The sequence below is a fragment of the Chlorobaculum tepidum TLS genome, from assembly GCF_000006985.1.
GTDB lineage: Bacteria > Bacteroidota > Chlorobiia > Chlorobiales > Chlorobiaceae > Chlorobaculum > Chlorobaculum tepidum.
On the sequence record NC_002932.3, the window covers coordinates 1,271,889 to 1,288,246 of the forward strand.

The window sequence follows — 16,358 nt, forward strand, 5'->3', positions numbered from 1 at the left end:
ACTCACCGTTATCGTGTTTCGCAAGGAGTCCCCAAAAACGATGCCATCACCGGATTTGAGGAGAACATGAACAGATGAGCCAATCCTGTACTGACAACCCCGGATTCCGGCAAATAATTTTCCCCCTTTTCGGCATTGAGGGAACCCTTCATACGAAGAATAGCATTACTTTTCATAAATTTGCTCAAGAGACGCATCTGGTCATTCAGTATCGGTTGCGGCTAATCTGATAGCAATAGCACATGATATTTTTTTTGAACCCCAAACCATGATGACAATGAAAACGATCAAGAAATTCTCGAAACCGGCGGCCTTGCTCCTCCTTGCTTCGACAGCTACTGTCACCACCGGCTGCCAGTCCACGACAAACGCCGGGCGCGGTGCCGGGTACGGTGCGGCAGCCGGCGGCTTGATCGGCGGCATTATCGGCAGCAACAACGGCAGCTGGGTTCAGGGAGCGCTGATCGGCGCTGCCATCGGCGGCGCGGCTGGCGCGGTCATCGGCGACTACATGGACAAGCAGGCCGACGAAATTCGCCAGGAGGTTCAGGGAGCGAAGGTCGAGCGAGTCGGCGAAGGCATCCGCGTGGTTTTCGATACCGGCCTGCTCTTCTCGACCGACTCGGCAACCCTCAACGCCAACAGCCGTTACAACATCGAGAAACTTGCAAGAATCCTGAACCGCTACAACGATACTAACGTGGTCATTGAAGGGCATACCGACAATACCGGCACAGAAGCCTCGAACCAGATTCTTTCCGAACGACGCGCCGAATCGGTTGCGACGCTTCTGAGAACCTATGGCGTCTCTGGCCGCCGTCTCACTGCAATCGGATACGGCGAAACCCGACCGGTAGCCACCAATGAAACCGAGGCAGGCAGACGCCTGAACCGCCGCGTCGAAGTACTGATTTACGCCAACGACGCTCTGAAGCGACAAGCCCAGGCCGGAGAACTAAAGCTTTGATTGTCTTGGTTCAAACCAAGGTTTGCCAAAACTAAAAAAATGCTTATTTTTAGCCCGTCCGGCTTGCTCAGAGATGCGTCTGAGTCATGCCCGACGGGCAGTTTTCTTCCTTGCATTGCCTGAGGAAACCTGCATTAAGGGGTCTTGATCACCAGCACGCCACCTGCCATGCGCTACCAAAATGCCGAAGAAGTTCTTTCGGAATGGATAACCGGAATATGCACCGGAAAGATCGAAAAAGTAGAGCAGCTCTATCATGAACAAGCGGTGCTGATCCCGACTTTTTCCCCTCATACCGTCAGTACCACCGAAGGCATACGCCACTACTTCGAACAACTCGCAACCAGAGACAATCTGCAGGTCCGGCTGTACGAGAAATCACTCAAGAAACAGTTTCTGGGAGGAAGCGCCTGGATACTGAGCGGAACCTACGCATTCGAGTTCGAAGTTGACCAGCTTCTGCTGACCTTTCCTTCCAGGTTCACCTTTGCCGTAAATCTGGAGTATGAACGACCCATCATCCACCACCACTCGTCGCAGCTGCCAAGGAACCTGTCATAAGTGAACCATTTTATGAGCTGCGTTGCCGGTCATTGCCAATAGGCGATCACTGGCAACATGAAGACACTCATAGCTCGTTCTACCCCGAGTTCTTACAGAAAAAAAATGTAACGCACTGAGCCATATAACCGTGAGCTATAGTGAATTTCCAATAAAATCCTTATATACACAAACAGGTAAAACACAATAGCATTTTACCTACGTTCTGGTCGGCAATTGATGGTTTTAAATGTTAAATTGTAATGAAAAGAGGAGCAATTTTCCGCGTCCCTTACAATTGTCTTGACTCGTTATCAGGTGAGCATCCGGTTCTGATTGTAATGCTGAAACGCTTGGATGCAGCCCTGCTGCAAGCACACGTGAACAAGTCAGCATGGAAGTCCTGAAAACATTACAAAAAATTCTGGACAACCATGATGGACAAAAGCAGAAATTGAACTTGTTCATATAACGCTCGGCCATCATAACCATTGAAAAAGCTTTTTTCATGAGCGCCAGTATGACACAGCAAACAAACCATCACTCGGGAACAGCGAATGGCTCCCGCTGTGTTGTTCTCGACACAGCATCTTATTGTCTGCTCCTCAAAGGTGACAGCCCTCCTTTTTCTGCCGAAGAGCGGTCGTTGCTCATAGCCGAATCGCCCGAAGAAGCATGCGATTTCCAGTGTCTTCTTGGTGACGCTTGCCAACCATTCCTTTCCCAGGAATATCGCCGTATTCATCCGGGTCTCTACGAAAAACTCGAGGCCATTGCTATATCAGGTTGGAACAATGATGCGCCATTCGGTATTGACACGGCTGCGCACCTCATGAAAAAACTGCCGCTTGACCTGAACTGTCTTATCAACAGTCCAATTGCCCTCAGCCCGAATGACCCGCTACCAGCTCTTATTCAGAAAAATCTGGTTCACAAACATGTCGAAGCGAATGTTCTTGTTTCAGAACCTTTTACAGCTGGCAGGCTGCGTTACTTCAATATATTTTCAGAAACAGCGGAGCTGAAATTCGATCATCAGTCACCTCATGTTCAAGGACTACTTATTCTCGAGGCATTGAGACAGGCTGGAATTGCAAGCGCTCACTATCAAGGATTGCCACTTGACGGAAAACTTGCCCTGCTAAATTACAACACGAGTTTCTACCATTTTCTTGAACAGGAATCTCCTATAATATGCAGGTGTTACACTGATTTTACATCAAGCAAAACAAGTGACGATGCGGAAGCCTGTATCTATATGCAGGTCTTTCAATGGGGCAGGCTATGTGCGGATGCCATTCTGAAAGGATTCGCTTGCACCAATGCTGAACGTTATGAGCAAAAAGAGCAACGTTTGAAAAAAATTATAGAAAGACATAAGACCAATTTTGATTCGAAGCTCAAAAGAATGTATGAATCAATGGTATCAACGCAATGCATGTAGCAATCATTGGGGGCGGAATATCAGGTATTGCTGCTGCATTCTACCTTGCGCAGCAAAAAGTCAGCATTGATATTTTTGAATCAGAAAACCAAATTGGCGGCAGAGCTGGCAGCGATTTTTTGCAGGAACGCAGGGTAGATTTTGGTGGCAAGAATATTGGTCGCAATTATTTGCTTTTTCGCGAATTCGCCAGAGCATACGGAGATCCTGCATTTGAGTATTTTGGTATAAACACGTCACAGCTTATCAACGGACGCATCGTCTCCATCAGTCGGGAAGGCTCCGCATGGCTCAATCTCCTTAAAATCATCCGCCTTTGCGGCCTCAGAAAAGGAATAACCCGTCTCTACCCTCACATCCAGGCGATTTTGAATGATCGTAGTCAGGGGGTTCTGTGCAGTGACTATTTCCGAGCACTGAGCGAGAACTTTGATCATCTCACACTTGACCGGTATCTGAACCAGCGTTGTATCGACAGGGTGATAAGACCAATAACAATCCGGATGAATGGAGCCGAGCCTGAGGAGTGTTATCCTGGAAATTTCGGTTCGAACCTAGCCCTTGCCCTCGACAGTTTCGAACAACTCACCTTAGGAATGTATAATCTGCTCGATACATTCATTGCCAGTCACAGACAGGAGTCATCTTTCAGGATATTGACCGGCCACAGAGTCACGTCGATAGCGAAAGATCAGGACAAATTTCGCATAAACTATCTGAATGGCGCGGTATCAGGCACCGGAAGTTATGACAGGATCATTTCAGCCCTGCCCGCTTATAGTCTGGCCGAATTGCTCCAGGATGAGCTGCCTGAAGCCTCCAGACTGCTCAATAAGATCAGCTATTTCCCGGTCAGCATAGCGATCGTAAAATATCGTGACGAGGTCTTTCCCCAAAACCGTCGCGCAATGGTTTTCGACCGCAATTCCCCACTGAGCAACGCAGGGGCCTATGGTCTTAATGATCTGGATATTGTCAGATATACCTTCAGCGGTAAAGCCTCAAGAGCCGCGATCTCTGAACATTCCACCCCTGAAGAAGTAATAAGTCTTGGTGAAAAGACTGCATCTCCTTACTTTAGCATAAAAGACAATCCAAAAGAGGCCTTTGTATTCAGATATTTTCCAAAGGGTTTATGCGCATATTCTCCCAAGCACCACCTGCTTCTCGAAGAAATAGACCGGCTGGTAAACCGTCTATCCGGTTTCGGAACCACTGGTGACTATCGCCGGGGGGCCTCGATCGAGGCCTGCTTCAGAGCAGCCAAAGAGTGTATTGAAAAAGTAGTTGGAGATGGTTCTTGAAAAAACTCATTGAGCAGTTAACTGAATACCTAAGGGAAGGAACGTTAGTTTCCCGTTCAGACGCTATGGTGTCAGGCATACTGGGAGCACTCGCTAATATTTTTTTTTATGTGGTTTTCAAATACGGCTTCCATCTGCCCTATGAAAACTTCTGGCTCCGAATGGTTGCCACCCTGTTGTGCATAAGCCTCATCTTCATGCACCGTCTACCCGAGTCTTTTTCCCCCTATTTTCCTTACTTCTGGCATACCTTCCTGATTATCATCCTGCCGTTCACTTTCACGGTGAACCTTCTCATGAACAATTTTCATGAGCTCTGGCTCTACTGGGAAATATTCATGGTATTCGTACTGATGATGTTTGTGCCAAACTGGTTGCTGTTCATGTTCGATTTACTTACCGGCGTATTGGGCGCAATCCTCTTTCACAATCTGTCAGTTCCCTATGTACCACTCAATCCGACCTTTAATATTCCGCTCTATTCGATTGTCATAAGCTTTTCCATCGTCGCCGGATCTATTTTCAGCTTCGCTAACCGGAACACCCTTAAAGAACTCGAAAGAAAAAAAGCGGAAGAAAAGTATCGCGCTCTTGAAGCCCTCGCAGGCAGTATCGCCCATGAGATGCGCAATCCACTCTCACAGGTGCGCCAAAATCTTGACGAAATCCTGCTGGAGTTGCCACGAAGCAGCACCGAAAATGATTACGCATCGCTTCCTAAAAAGAATATTGAAACGATCCAAAAGCGGGCAATCCAGGCACAGACGGCAATAAACCGTGGCCTTCAGGTTATTACCGTAACACTTGGCAATTTCAGAAACACCGATGTCTCGAAAAAGGAGCTGACTTGCCTGTCAGCAACGACAATAACCCGAAAAGCCATAGAAGAGTATGGCTATGCCTCAGAACACGAACGACAAAAGATTTATCTTAGTCCGGGAGAAGATTTTATATTCCTTGGCGAAGAGAACAATTACATCCTGCTGTTTCACAATCTGCTGGAAAACGCCCTGCAGATTCTTCAGCAGGTGCCTGACGGGCGCCTCGCGATCACAATCCAGCGAGGGGAATCAGTCAACAGAATTCTCATCCGTGATAATGGCCCGGGAATTCCACCGAACATCCTTCCAAGAATCTTCGAGCCGTTCTTCACTTCGGGCAAGAAAAACGGCACAGGGCTTGGTCTGGCGTTCTGCCAAAGGGTGATGAAATCTTTCAATGGACAAATCTCCTGCAAATCAGAAGTGGGCATATTCACGGAGTTTACTCTGGAATTCCCGGTTCTCGACAAGGCGACAATCAACAAATTCGAACGGAACCTCTATGCGGAATACACACCTTTCTTGGCAGGAAAAAACGTACTCATGGCCGCCATTCCCGAAGCATATGTGCCATCGATCCGTCAACAGCTCATGCCGCTGAAAATCGGTCTGGATAACGCCGAGGATAACAACAAGGCCCTTGAAATGCTCGCAGCAAACCACTACGACCTTGTTCTTTCTGGTATCAGTCCTCTACCGGCTGGAACAGCAAAACTTGGAAACATCGTCAAAAACAAAGACCGGAATATTCCCGTTGTCGGTTGCAGCTTCTCGCCCCTTCCCCCGGTCGACACCATCAATGGCGTCGCGTCCGTCATTATCATGCCGCCAGCGCTACCTGAACTGCTGAACGCCATGAAAAGCTCGCTGGAGATGGCCAGGGAAACACTCAAGGAATCGCTATCGGGCAAGACCGTGCTGGTAGCGGACGATCTCGATTTCAACCGCAGGGTCATCAAGTTGATGCTCAACAAGCTGGGCATCACAATTTTCGAAGCTTCCAACGGCCTCGAAGCGCTTAATATTTTGAAATCACAGCCCTGCGACCTGCTGGTCATCGACATGAGAATGCCGGTTCTCGACGGTTTTGAGACTGCCCAACGCATTCGCGCAATGCCATCGCCCTATCGCGACATACCGATACTCGGGCTGAGTGGCAATCTGGACAATGCAACACTGAAACTTGCCAAAGAAAGCGGCATCAACGATACCCTCTTGAAACCGGTCAAGCTCAAGCCTTTCTTGCAAAAAGTTACCTCCATGCTCAAGGTAAATACGCCAGCAGCATAAATAGACCTAAGTTGAGCGATTCGCCGTTGTAACGGCGAATCGCTCAACTTAGGAAAACATAAAGCATTTTGCGGTTATTGGCGTAAATACAGTGTTGCACTTCATCTTATGCCATGTATCCCAATATTTCGGATTGCGGCGTGATCGGTGACACGCGAACTGCCGCCCTGGTCAACTCGAACGGCTCGATCGATTATTGTTCGCTGCCCTATTTCGACTCACCAACCGTATTCGCGGCCCTGCTTGATGAACGAAAAGGCGGATATTTCAGTCTGAAACCCGCCGAAGCTTTTTCTTCCAGGCGAGAGTACCTGCCGGACACCTGCATCCTCTGCACTTCGTTTACGACCAGAAACGGCAAGGCGGCGCTCTACGACTTCATGCCGCATCAGGATGACAAGACTCGCGAGCGCACCCAGGGTATTCACCGCTGCATCCGCGTCGATGAGGGACGCGTGAAGTTCACGCTGACGCTCAAGCTGCTCACCTTTCAGCAGACCGGAGCCATCGTCGCCGCCGCCACCACCTCGCTGCCCGAAAGCATCGGCGGAAAACGCAACTGGGACTACCGCTTCACCTGGATCCGCAACGCCTCATTCACCCTCAAGGCGTTCTTCGCGCTCAGCCACACCAGCGAAGCGGACACGTTCATCCGGTGGCTGCACGACACCTACCGGAAAAACGGCAGCCGCGGATTCAGCCAGAAGCTGAACGCCTTCGTCCAGCGCTTCGACACGGAGATTCTCGACGCGAGCCTCCTGATCATGCCGCTCGTCGACTTTCTGCCCGTAACCGACCAACGCATCCAGGGCACAATCGAAGCCTGCCAGACGCATCTCATGGACAATGGATTCATCAGACGTTACCGTGCTGATGACGGACTCGAAGAAGATGAGGGGGGCTTTCTGCTCTGCAATTTCTGGATGATTGAGTGCCTCGCCTTGTCAGGAAAGAGCGCTGAAGCCGAAAAGCTGCTCGGTATAACGATGGCTGCGGCCAACGATCTCGGACTGTTTTCGGAAGAGTATGACCCATACAGCAGGGAGATGCTGGGCAACTTCCCACAGGCTTTCAGCCACATCGGCTACATCAACGCCGCCGCAACCCTGATCGACAGTAAACTGCCACTCGCGAATCCCTGATACATAAAATGGCCGGCATCCGCAGCTTATCCCCTGAACTTTGAGACTGATCTCGTCAGGAAAAGCTCGTATCGATGAGAACAGGGACTTCACCTTGACACAGAACCCTCCAACCCCGGAGCTGGTGTGTAAAGACCTCACTCACCGAGCTGTTGCTGTAACGCCAGCAGCTTTGCCTCGAGCGCTTCGAGCTTCGACTTCATTTCGCCAAGCCCCCGCACCTGCGCCTCCTGACGGAGCTGATCGCGCATCGGCTGTGCAGGCACGCCGCGGATCGCCAGCCCCGGTTCGAGAAATGATTTCGAAATCCCGGCCTTGGCCGCCACCGAAGTGCGATCGGCAAGTTCGAGATGGCCCGCGAATCCGGCCTGCCCGCCAATGAGGCACTGGCGGCCAATCTTGACGCTGCCTGAAATACCGGCCTGCGAGGCGATAACCGTGTCGCCGCCGATCCGGCAGTTGTGGGCGATCTGCACGAGGTTGTCGATCTTCGCCCCCTTTTCAATCACCGTCGCGCCCATGGTCGCGCGGTCGATGGTGGTGTTCGCGCCGATCTCGACATCGTCACCGATCTCGACCGTACCCATCTGCGGAATCTTGATATAGGAGCCATCCTTCTGCGGCGCGAAACCAAAGCCGTCCGCACCGACGACCGTACCGCTGTGAATCGTGACCCGGTCACCGATCACCGTACCGTCGTAAATCGTCACAAGCGGAAAGATCGTGCATCCGGAACCGACAGTCACGCCGTCCATAAGCACCGTGCCGGGGCCGATCACCGTACCGTCACCGATGACACAGTTCTCGCCAATGACAACATGCTCACCAAGAGAAACGTTCTCACCAAGACGAACAGAAGCGGCGACCGAGGCCGAAGCCGCGATGCCGGTATCCGCAATGCGGCGTTTGCCCGAGAAGTGCTGAAGAATGAACACAAAGGCGGTGTATGGATCCGCCACCTTCAGGAAACTGGTTCCGGGAGATGCGTCGTCAAGAGGAGCCTTCTGGCTAACAATAACAAGCGAAGCGCCGGTCTGGGCGATGTAACGGTAATACTTCTCATTGGCCACAAAACTGACATGGCCCGTCGAGGCCTCTTCGATTTTGGCTGGCCCTACTATTTCGATGTCACCCGTGCCAACCAGTTCGACCGGATCAAAATAACGTCCAAGAAAGGCTTTGATATCTGCAATCTTCATGATTTAGTCACCAGCAAGGTGAGGCAGAAAATTTCTTAAAAATTTTAATCCGTTTTGCTATATTCTGAATCCTTTTACCGTTCCGGTTGCGACAGCCGTGCTCCGTACCCGGTAAACGAAGATGGAACCATAATATAATTCGTTTCATCAGAAAAAGCAGTGAACGATGGAAACACCAATCAAAATTGTCGCTGGACGCAGCAATCCGGAACTGGCAAAAAAAATCGCCGCTTACCTTGGCACACCGCTGTGTGATGCAAAGGCAGAGAACTTCTCGGACGGAGAGATTTCAGTCAACTATTTCGAGTCGATCAGAGGCTCGGATATGTTCATCATCCAGTCCACCAATCCCCCGGCTGACAATCTGATGGAACTGCTCATCATGATCGACGCCGCCAAGCGCTCTTCGGCATACCGGATCACCGCCGTCCTGCCCTATTACGGCTATGCCCGTCAGGACAGAAAGGACAAGCCGCGCGTGGCGATTACCGCCAAGCTCGTTGCCAATCTGCTCACGCAGGCTGGAGCTGACAGGATTCTCACCATGGATCTGCACGCGCCGCAGATTCAGGGCTTTTTCGATATTCCGTTCGATCACCTCTATTCAAGCGTGGTGCTGATCGACCACGTCAAAAACATGGATATTGCCGACAACCTCGTCGTGGCTTCGCCGGACGTAGGCGGCGTCAAGCTCGCCCGCAAGTTCGCCTCCGAACTCGGCACCGAGCTGGTCATTGTCGACAAGCGCCGTCCGAAAGCGAACGTGGCTGAAGTGATGAACATCATCGGCGACGTGAAAGGCAAAAACGTGCTGCTGGTCGATGACATGATCGACACGGCAGGCACCATCGTCAACGCAGCCAAGGCCATCAAGGAGGCCGGCGGTCTGAAAATCTACGCCGCGGCCACCCACCCGATTCTCTCCGGCCCGGCCATCGAGCGCATCAACACCTCGGTGTTCGAAAAGGTTATCGTCACCGATTCGCTGGTTTCGGAACACGACTTTTGCTCGAAAATCGAGACGGTCACCATCAGCAACCTCTTCGGCGAGGCAATCAAGAGAATCTATGACGGCGAGTCGGTCAGCTATCTGTTCGACAGCAAGAACATATCGCAAAAAATTACCAATCACCATTAATACAAGCGTTAACTGTTAAAGGAACCAGAGGAAATAGCATGGAAACAAGAGCATTGTCTGTAAACCTTCGCGAGGTCAAGAAAAACGGGGCCGCAAAACTGCGCCGCCTGGGTCAGGTACCCGCCGTCGTCTACCATAAAGGAGAAGCCACCGTTGCCATCAGCGTCGAGGAAATCAGCCTCAACAAGCTTGTTCACTCGTCTGAGTCGCACATGATCGACCTTCAGTACCCAGATGGAAAGTCTGTCCGCTCGTTCATCAAGGACGTGCAGTTCGACCCGGTGACCGACCGCGTCATCCACGCCGACTTCCAGCTCTTCTCGACTGACGAAGTGGTTGAAATGGAGGTGCCGATCCACCTCGAAGGCGAGTGCCCTGGCGTGAAGATCGGTGGCGGCAAGATCCAGATCAACGTGCACACCCTGCCGCTGAAGGGCAAACCTGAGGCTATGCCGGAGCACTTCACCATCGATGTCTCTGCTCTCGAACTGGGCCAGACCCTGCATATTCGCGATCTTCAGGCAATCGCACCGGAAGGCGTCCAGATTCTCGGTGATGCCGACACATCAGTAGTATCAGTTGTAGCTCCGAGGAAAGAGGCTGAAACCGCTGCTGAAGGAGCCACCGCTGAGGCCTGATTCACCTTCGAACGATTTGCAAATTCAAAAAAGCCACCTTTTTCAAAAAAGGCGGCTTTTTTTACGGATTGCCGTTTGCAAATCGTGCAGCAAGTGTCGTTTTTTGGGTAACTTGAGGACATTTTGAGACTGATTCATTCATCTATTCCCGATGGTTGCGCAACGAGCAAATAAGTCATCCATACCAGCCCTGTACCGCATCGTGCCGGGCCTTGGCCTTCTGAGCGCAGGCAAACGCTCTTCGGGCCTCTTTTACCTGCTGGCGACGCTGGCGTTTTTCGCCCTGTTCGCGGCCAGACTCGACCTCGTCATCATCAGTTTGCGCTCGCTGGCCGCAGGCGTGACGCTTCTTGTTTTGTCGCCAACCAACTTCAGCCAGATATTCACCATTGAAACCCTCGAATTCTGGATTGCCGCGCTCTACCTCATCATTGTTCCCTTCCTGCTCCTGCGCTTTTCCGTGCGTTCGTACCGCAAGGTGCTCAAGGAAAAAGATCAATCTCAATCCGGTGAAGCGAGCCTCTGGCAGCTCGGCATGATTTCGTTCAAGCGCAATGGCATTTCGGTGGCGGCGTCGATGGTGATTTTCGTGCTCTACTCGGTCGCCTTCCTCGCGCCGCTGCTTTCGCCCTTCAGCCCCTACGACCAGCAGGACTTCCTGGTCACCGCCTACCAGCCGCCGCTGACGCGCCTTGACGCGCTGGTGCTCCGCCAGCACCAGACGATGGTCATGCCGCTTCGTCCCGGCAGCGACATGGCTTCCAAAGCAGCCAACACCCTGATTCTCGACAGCCAGAAGCTCCGGTCGCGCAACGAGGAGCATAACCTGAAGTTCGTGAACAGCTACCGCATCGAAAGCAACGAGCTCCTCTACCGGCAAGGCATGAGGGAAAAAAGCCTGCCGATCGATCAGCTCGTCAACGTTTCCGGAAGCAGCCAGAAGCCGGTTTACGCCGTCACGAAAACCTTCCTGCTCGGCACCGACCAGTACGGGCGCGACATCTTCAGCCGCGTCATCTATGGCTCGCGAATCTCGCTCTCCATCGGCTTTCTCGTCGTCCTCATCTCGGTCTCGCTCGGCACGGTCATCGGCATCTCGTCGGGCTACTTCGGCGGCTGGGTGGACAACACGCTCATGCGCATCGTCGATGTGCTCATCGCCTTTCCGGCGCTCTTCCTGATTCTCATCATCATCGCCACCTTCGGCAACTCGATCTACCTGATCGTCATCACGCTCTCGTTCACCGGCTGGATGGGCGTGGCCCGAATCGTGCGCGGACAGGTGCTCTCGCTCAAGGAGCAGGAGTTCATCCTGGCGGCCAAATCGCTCGGACTTTCCAACCTGCGCATCATCTTCCGCCATCTGTTGCCCAACACGCTGACGCCGGTAATCGTGGCCGCTACGCTCCGCATCGGCAGTATCATTCTGACCGAAGCGGGCCTCTCCTTCCTCGGCCTCGGCGTGCAACCGCCAACGCCAAGCTGGGGCAACATCATCAACGAAGGGCGCGACAGCTTGCTCAACCACTGGTGGATTTCAACCTTCCCCGGCGTGGCAATCCTGACCACCGTAGTCTGCTTCAACCTCATCGGCGACGGCATCCGCGACGCCCTCGATCCGAGGATGCGCGGATGAGCAGACAAATCAACAACGATCCCGGACGCTGGGAGGTACTCGAATCGATCTACCTCCACCAGAGGCCGTGGCTCACCGTGCGGCAGGATCGTGTGCGGCTTTCAAGCGGCAAAACGATAGACGACTACTACGTACAGGAATTTCCCCATTGGGTGAACGTGCTGGCCATCACGGAGGAACGTGACGTCGTGCTGATCCGCCAGTACCGCCACGGCATCGGCGAGGTGTCATGGGAGCTGCCTGCCGGAGTGCTCGATGAAGGAGAATCGCTGCTCGACGGAGCGCAACGGGAGCTGCTCGAAGAGACCGGCTACAGCGGCGGAACGTGGACGCCCCTGATGGAGCTGAGTGCAAATCCGGCGCTTCAGAACAACATCTCCTACTCGTTCCTCGCTGAGGGCGTGAGCCTGTCCGGCACGCAGCACCTCGACCCGACCGAAGAGATCACCGTGCACCTGATGCCGCTCGACCGTCTGCGCGAAATCGTGTTTGACGGCGGAATGATTCAGGCCCTGCACGCAGCTCCGATACTCAAGTACCTATTGCAAAACAGGTGGGGGGAATCGGTAAAAGGAGAGGGATAGCATGAAAAAACAGCAGCAGCTCGATCTGCTCGAAAAGGCGCTGGTCTCGACCGGACACAAAATCAGATATGAAAAGGGCAGTTTCGTCGGAGGCGACTGCCGGGTCAAGGAAAACATGATCGTGGTGGTCAACAAGTTCCTGCCGATCGAGGGCAAAATCGCCACACTTGCCGCCGTGCTTCGCAAAATCAATCCGCCCGCCCTCTCGCCCGACGTCGTCAAAATCATCGACACCGTCGTTCCAACCAATCTTTTCAGCCGCGAAAATATTTAATACCACACCGTCTGCCGACTCCTCGACCTCACCTCAACCTGTGGCCTTGAGGCGGCATAGCGATTCAGCAATTCGCGTTGTTCGGCGGTCATAAATGGCCCCGGCACGAGCAGCATCCTGCGTGGCCTGGTTTCTGCGATCCACGCATCGAGCCGATGCCACTCCTTTCCGGTGAAACGATAGATCCAGAACACCACATCGGCCCCATCCGCCCGTTGCGCTTCCAGCCGCTTCAGCCCCGACACAAGCAGCAGAGAGTGCGACTTGCTGTCGATTCTGAGCACCTTGTCATCCAGCATTCTGATAACGAAACTCCGGTGAGGAGCGGCGCCTGAGGCAGTCGGCGATACCGGCAGGGATCGTATCACTGAAGCGGGAGAAAAGAGGCTTGCCACCGAAACGGGTGTTGCCAGATTCCAGACACTCGCCTGCTGACGGATTCTCTCCCAGCTCCCATCGCGCCGTCCGGCATCGACGAGGCAGGTTTCGCCGCTCGACGAAAAGAGCACCGCAACATCCCGGCCCATATTGATTGTCACCACCTGTGGCGGCTTCTGCACCGGCCTGAGCACCTGATGCCAGAGCAGCATATTCATACCGACAAGGACGAAAAGAGCGAGTCGTCCCCAAGCCCTGTTGACAATCGCATAAAAAGCGAATGCGAAGGTGAGGTAGAACACCGCCACATCGAACAGCCCAGGCCGCACCTCCACGCTGGCCAGCGGCAGGCGGCTGAACAGCTCCGCGCATGACAGGGCGAGACCCGCGAAAAACCATGATGCGGCACCGAAGAGCGAAGCGATCCCGCTGGCGAAACCGTGAAACAGGAACATCGGAAACGAGGCATACATGGCAAGCGTCGAAAAGAGCACAACCGGCAGGTTGGCCGCGATACCCGACGGGGAAAAGGTGCCGAAATACCAAGCAATCACCGGACTGACACCGATCATAGCTGAAAAACCCACGCTGAAGGCGCTCCAGAAAAAATGGGCCAGAGGCCGCAGCACCCCTTTGCCATGTGCCACGACGCCCGACAGGTGCGGATAGATGGTGAGAATGCCGAGCACCGCGCCGTTTGTCATCAGAAAGCCGGGCGTCAGAAGGTCGAATGGATCGAACAGAAGAATCAGGAGATCGGCAGCGGCCAGAGAGTTCACCGGATAACTTTTGCGACCAATCGTGCCGCCAGCGATAATCACGGCGGTCATGACGGAGGCGCGCTTGATCGACGGGGCGTTGCCGGTCACGAAACTGTAGAGGCCAATCACCGCAACAATGATAAAGAGCGACAACCATCGCCCGGCTTGGGTTACCTTGAGGCGTTGCAGGCAAAGATTGACCGCATAGGCCAGGAGCGCCACATGCAGCCCCGAGACGGCCAGCACGTGCGCCGTGCCGGTTCGCCGAAATGCTTCGTACAGCTCTTCCGGCATCAGGTCGCGCTCGCCAAGCACCATGCCCTTGATAAAGTGCCGCGCGCCGCCCTCGGGAAAGTTGCGGTCAATTGCCGAATTGAGATAGTTGCGAACGGGATTGACGATGCTTGGCACCACTGAAAAGCCCGGCTTCGGCGGCTCCCGGAGCAGCTGCCACGGACCGGCGCAGAAGATCTGGACATGCGTTCCTTTCAGACGCTCCCGGAAACGGGCGTCATATTCGTCCCGGTTTGAAGCGACGGGAATCAACGCAGGACGCCCCTTCACCCTGACGAAATCCCCCTCCTGAAACTGCGGGTCCTCGTCTCCCGGCATCCGGACAACAACCTTCACCCTGTCCGAAACCCTTGTCGTCTGGCCATCTTCAAACACCTCATTCACCCGCAAACGCAGACGAGCCGTGCCATTCCACGCGACCGGGCGGCCATCGACGACTCCGGAGAGAATCACATCCCGCCCGACCCACGAAAGCAGCGATGGTGACGGGGCGAGCCGGTATGATGCCGAGGCGTGAAACGCGAACGCGCTGAACACCGCCGTCAGATAACATGCCGCTGAAAAAAGGGAAACCGTGCCCGCTGGATGCCGTTTGCGACTGACAAAAAGCAGCAACGCCGTCACGATGCACGATGCGATGGCGACGCCAAACCAGGCAACGGGAGAAACAGGCAAAAAAATGGCAGCCATGATCCCCGCAACAGCGCAGGCAAGCAGTCGCACCGAAGGATAGGCCGAAAGGAAATACCGCACAATCAGGGGTTTATGACGGTTATTTCAGAAGTTATGCAATCGTATAATTTAGTATATTCCGGTCATTTTCTGTTCAACCAGCAAAAATTCACACCCGGATGCTTGTCAAAGAGATTTTCGATGCACGAACCGAACCGGTATTCAGCCTGGAATTTTTCCCCCCGAAAAAGCAGGACGACTGGGACAAACTCTTTGAAACCATCTCGAACCTCTTCCCTCTCGATCCCTCGTATGTGAGCGTTACCTATGGCGCGGGCGGTTCAACGCGAGAACGCACACACAATCTGGTTACGCGGATTCAGCAAGAGACCGGCCTGACGGTGGTTTCGCACCTCACCTGTATCGGCGCTGAGAAGAGCGAAATCGAAAGCGTCCTGCAAAACTATCGGGAGCACGGCATCACCAACGTGCTGGCCCTGCGCGGCGACAAACCCGCCGACATCACGACGCTTGAAGAGGCGACCAAAGACTTTCCACACGCCATCGACCTGGTAAAATTCATCAAGGAGAATTTCCCGGAAATGGGCATCGGCGTCGCAGGCTTCCCCGAAGGCCACCCCGAAACGCCGAACCGGATGAAGGAGCTGGAATTCCTCAAAGAGAAGGTTGACGCGGGCGCGGACTACATCGTCACGCAGCTCTTCTTCGACAACCACGACTATTTCGACTACGTCGAGCGCTGCGAGCTGGCAGGCATCACCGTGCCGATCATCCCCGGCATCATGCCGATCATGAGCAAAAAAGGGATGATCCGCATGTGCGAACTCGCCCTCGGCTCAAGAATCCCGTCAAAGCTGTTGCGCAAAGTACTCGAGGCGGCGGATGACAAAGAGGTCGCCGAAATCGGCGTCGAATGGGCCACCAACCAGGTGCAGGAACTGCTGGATCACAAAGTCAAGGGCGTCCACTTCTACACTCTCAACCTCTCCGAAGCCACGCTGAAGATTTTCCGGAATCTGAAGCGAGGGTAAGTAATCATGGTTCTTCGCAGAATTTCGTGGGTGGCATGAAGGATGCTCACATGACCATCCCTGATAAACAAGTTTAACAGTTCAGTCAAAGAAATTTATAACTCATCATATGATAAAGAGTTAAGGTGATTTATCCTTTGGCCGGACACTCTTTGCAGAGCGCATTCGTTTTGGCCGTGCCTCAGTCGATTGACCCATATTCACCATTTACCCACGATAATCTG

General features: G+C 53.3%; 14 protein-coding genes. 12 read left to right on the top strand and 2 right to left on the bottom strand.

The genetic code is table 11. The features are described from left to right. The first annotated feature begins 277 nt into the window (after positions 1–277). The 6 genes from AYT24_RS06135 to AYT24_RS06160 all read left to right on the top strand — a co-directional run bounded on the left by AYT24_RS06135 (position 278) and on the right by AYT24_RS06160 (position 7,508). Complete coding sequence (locus AYT24_RS06135; RefSeq protein WP_164927022.1) at positions 278–967, top strand: OmpA family protein; 690 nt, start codon at positions 278–280, stop codon at positions 965–967. A gap of 168 nt (positions 968–1,135) precedes the next feature. Next, positions 1,136–1,528: a nuclear transport factor 2 family protein gene (locus AYT24_RS06140; RefSeq protein WP_164927253.1), complete on the top strand. Its 393-nt coding sequence runs from the start codon at positions 1,136–1,138 to the stop codon at positions 1,526–1,528. A gap of 487 nt (positions 1,529–2,015) precedes the next feature. Beyond that, positions 2,016–2,951: an AfsA-related hotdog domain-containing protein gene (locus AYT24_RS06145; RefSeq protein WP_226986779.1), complete on the top strand. Its 936-nt coding sequence runs from the start codon at positions 2,016–2,018 to the stop codon at positions 2,949–2,951. Beyond that, positions 2,942–4,255: an FAD-dependent oxidoreductase gene (locus AYT24_RS06150; protein WP_010933025.1), complete on the top strand. Its 1,314-nt coding sequence runs from the start codon at positions 2,942–2,944 to the stop codon at positions 4,253–4,255. Before AYT24_RS06145 ends, AYT24_RS06150 begins: the two co-directional genes overlap by 10 nt. Then, on the top strand, positions 4,252–6,366 hold the full coding sequence (locus AYT24_RS06155) for a hybrid sensor histidine kinase/response regulator (protein ID WP_226986780.1): 2,115 nt from the start codon (positions 4,252–4,254) through the stop codon (positions 6,364–6,366). Before AYT24_RS06150 ends, AYT24_RS06155 begins: the two co-directional genes overlap by 4 nt. A 113-nt stretch (positions 6,367–6,479) precedes the next feature. After that, positions 6,480–7,508 (top strand): glycoside hydrolase family 15 protein, encoded by a 1,029-nt coding sequence (locus AYT24_RS06160; RefSeq protein ID WP_010933027.1) that lies wholly within the window; start codon positions 6,480–6,482, stop codon positions 7,506–7,508. A gap of 137 nt (positions 7,509–7,645) precedes the next feature. On the opposite strand, the gene lpxD is transcribed toward AYT24_RS06160, so the two are convergent. Continuing rightward, positions 7,646–8,707, bottom strand: a complete 1,062-nt coding sequence (gene lpxD / locus AYT24_RS06165) for a UDP-3-O-(3-hydroxymyristoyl)glucosamine N-acyltransferase (RefSeq protein ID WP_010933028.1) — start codon at positions 8,705–8,707, stop codon at positions 7,646–7,648. A gap of 166 nt (positions 8,708–8,873) precedes the next feature. Between lpxD and AYT24_RS06170 the strand changes: the two genes are divergently transcribed. The 5 genes from AYT24_RS06170 (at position 8,874) to AYT24_RS06190 (ending at position 12,977) form a co-directional block, all read left to right on the top strand. Continuing rightward, positions 8,874–9,845 carry a ribose-phosphate diphosphokinase gene (locus AYT24_RS06170; protein ID WP_010933029.1) on the top strand — a complete coding sequence of 324 codons (972 nt, stop codon included), beginning with the start codon at positions 8,874–8,876 and terminating at the stop codon, positions 9,843–9,845. Positions 9,846–9,883: 38 nt separating this feature from the next. After that, positions 9,884–10,483, top strand: coding sequence for a 50S ribosomal protein L25/general stress protein Ctc (locus AYT24_RS06175; protein WP_010933030.1), 600 nt, complete (start codon positions 9,884–9,886; stop codon positions 10,481–10,483). A 151-nt stretch (positions 10,484–10,634) separates the two neighbouring features. Further along, complete coding sequence (locus AYT24_RS06180; RefSeq protein WP_010933032.1) at positions 10,635–12,119, top strand: ABC transporter permease; 1,485 nt, start codon at positions 10,635–10,637, stop codon at positions 12,117–12,119. Beyond that, complete coding sequence (locus tag AYT24_RS06185) at positions 12,116–12,703, top strand: NUDIX hydrolase (RefSeq protein WP_010933033.1); 588 nt, start codon at positions 12,116–12,118, stop codon at positions 12,701–12,703. Before AYT24_RS06180 ends, AYT24_RS06185 begins: the two co-directional genes overlap by 4 nt. Before the next feature lies 1 nt (position 12,704). Then, on the top strand, positions 12,705–12,977 hold the full coding sequence (locus AYT24_RS06190; protein ID WP_010933034.1) for a hypothetical protein: 273 nt from the start codon (positions 12,705–12,707) through the stop codon (positions 12,975–12,977). Here AYT24_RS06190 and AYT24_RS06195 read toward each other — a convergent pair. Further along, complete coding sequence (locus AYT24_RS06195; RefSeq protein ID WP_010933035.1) at positions 12,974–15,163, bottom strand: ComEC/Rec2 family competence protein; 2,190 nt, start codon at positions 15,161–15,163, stop codon at positions 12,974–12,976. The two genes, AYT24_RS06190 and AYT24_RS06195, sit on opposite strands and share 4 nt — an antisense overlap. Before the next feature lie 98 nt (positions 15,164–15,261). Between AYT24_RS06195 and metF the strand changes: the two genes are divergently transcribed. After that, positions 15,262–16,134, top strand: coding sequence for a methylenetetrahydrofolate reductase [NAD(P)H] (gene metF, locus AYT24_RS06200; RefSeq protein ID WP_010933036.1), 873 nt, complete (start codon positions 15,262–15,264; stop codon positions 16,132–16,134). Positions 16,135–16,358: the final 224 nt, after the last annotated feature.

Coding starts and splice junctions, on each gene's coding strand:
- AYT24_RS06150 (WP_010933025.1), top strand. CDS start 2,942: ATGCATGTAGCAATCATTGGGGGCGGAATATCAGGTATTGCTGCTGCA.
- AYT24_RS06135 (WP_164927022.1), top strand. CDS start 278: ATGAAAACGATCAAGAAATTCTCGAAACCGGCGGCCTTGCTCCTCCTT.
- lpxD (WP_010933028.1), bottom strand. CDS start 8,707: ATGAAGATTGCAGATATCAAAGCCTTTCTTGGACGTTATTTTGATCCG.
- AYT24_RS06180 (WP_010933032.1), top strand. CDS start 10,635: ATGGTTGCGCAACGAGCAAATAAGTCATCCATACCAGCCCTGTACCGC.
- AYT24_RS06140 (WP_164927253.1), top strand. CDS start 1,136: ATGCGCTACCAAAATGCCGAAGAAGTTCTTTCGGAATGGATAACCGGA.
- AYT24_RS06170 (WP_010933029.1), top strand. CDS start 8,874: ATGGAAACACCAATCAAAATTGTCGCTGGACGCAGCAATCCGGAACTG.
- AYT24_RS06160 (WP_010933027.1), top strand. CDS start 6,480: ATGTATCCCAATATTTCGGATTGCGGCGTGATCGGTGACACGCGAACT.
- AYT24_RS06185 (WP_010933033.1), top strand. CDS start 12,116: ATGAGCAGACAAATCAACAACGATCCCGGACGCTGGGAGGTACTCGAA.
- AYT24_RS06190 (WP_010933034.1), top strand. CDS start 12,705: ATGAAAAAACAGCAGCAGCTCGATCTGCTCGAAAAGGCGCTGGTCTCG.
- AYT24_RS06175 (WP_010933030.1), top strand. CDS start 9,884: ATGGAAACAAGAGCATTGTCTGTAAACCTTCGCGAGGTCAAGAAAAAC.
- AYT24_RS06145 (WP_226986779.1), top strand. CDS start 2,016: ATGAGCGCCAGTATGACACAGCAAACAAACCATCACTCGGGAACAGCG.
- metF (WP_010933036.1), top strand. CDS start 15,262: ATGCTTGTCAAAGAGATTTTCGATGCACGAACCGAACCGGTATTCAGC.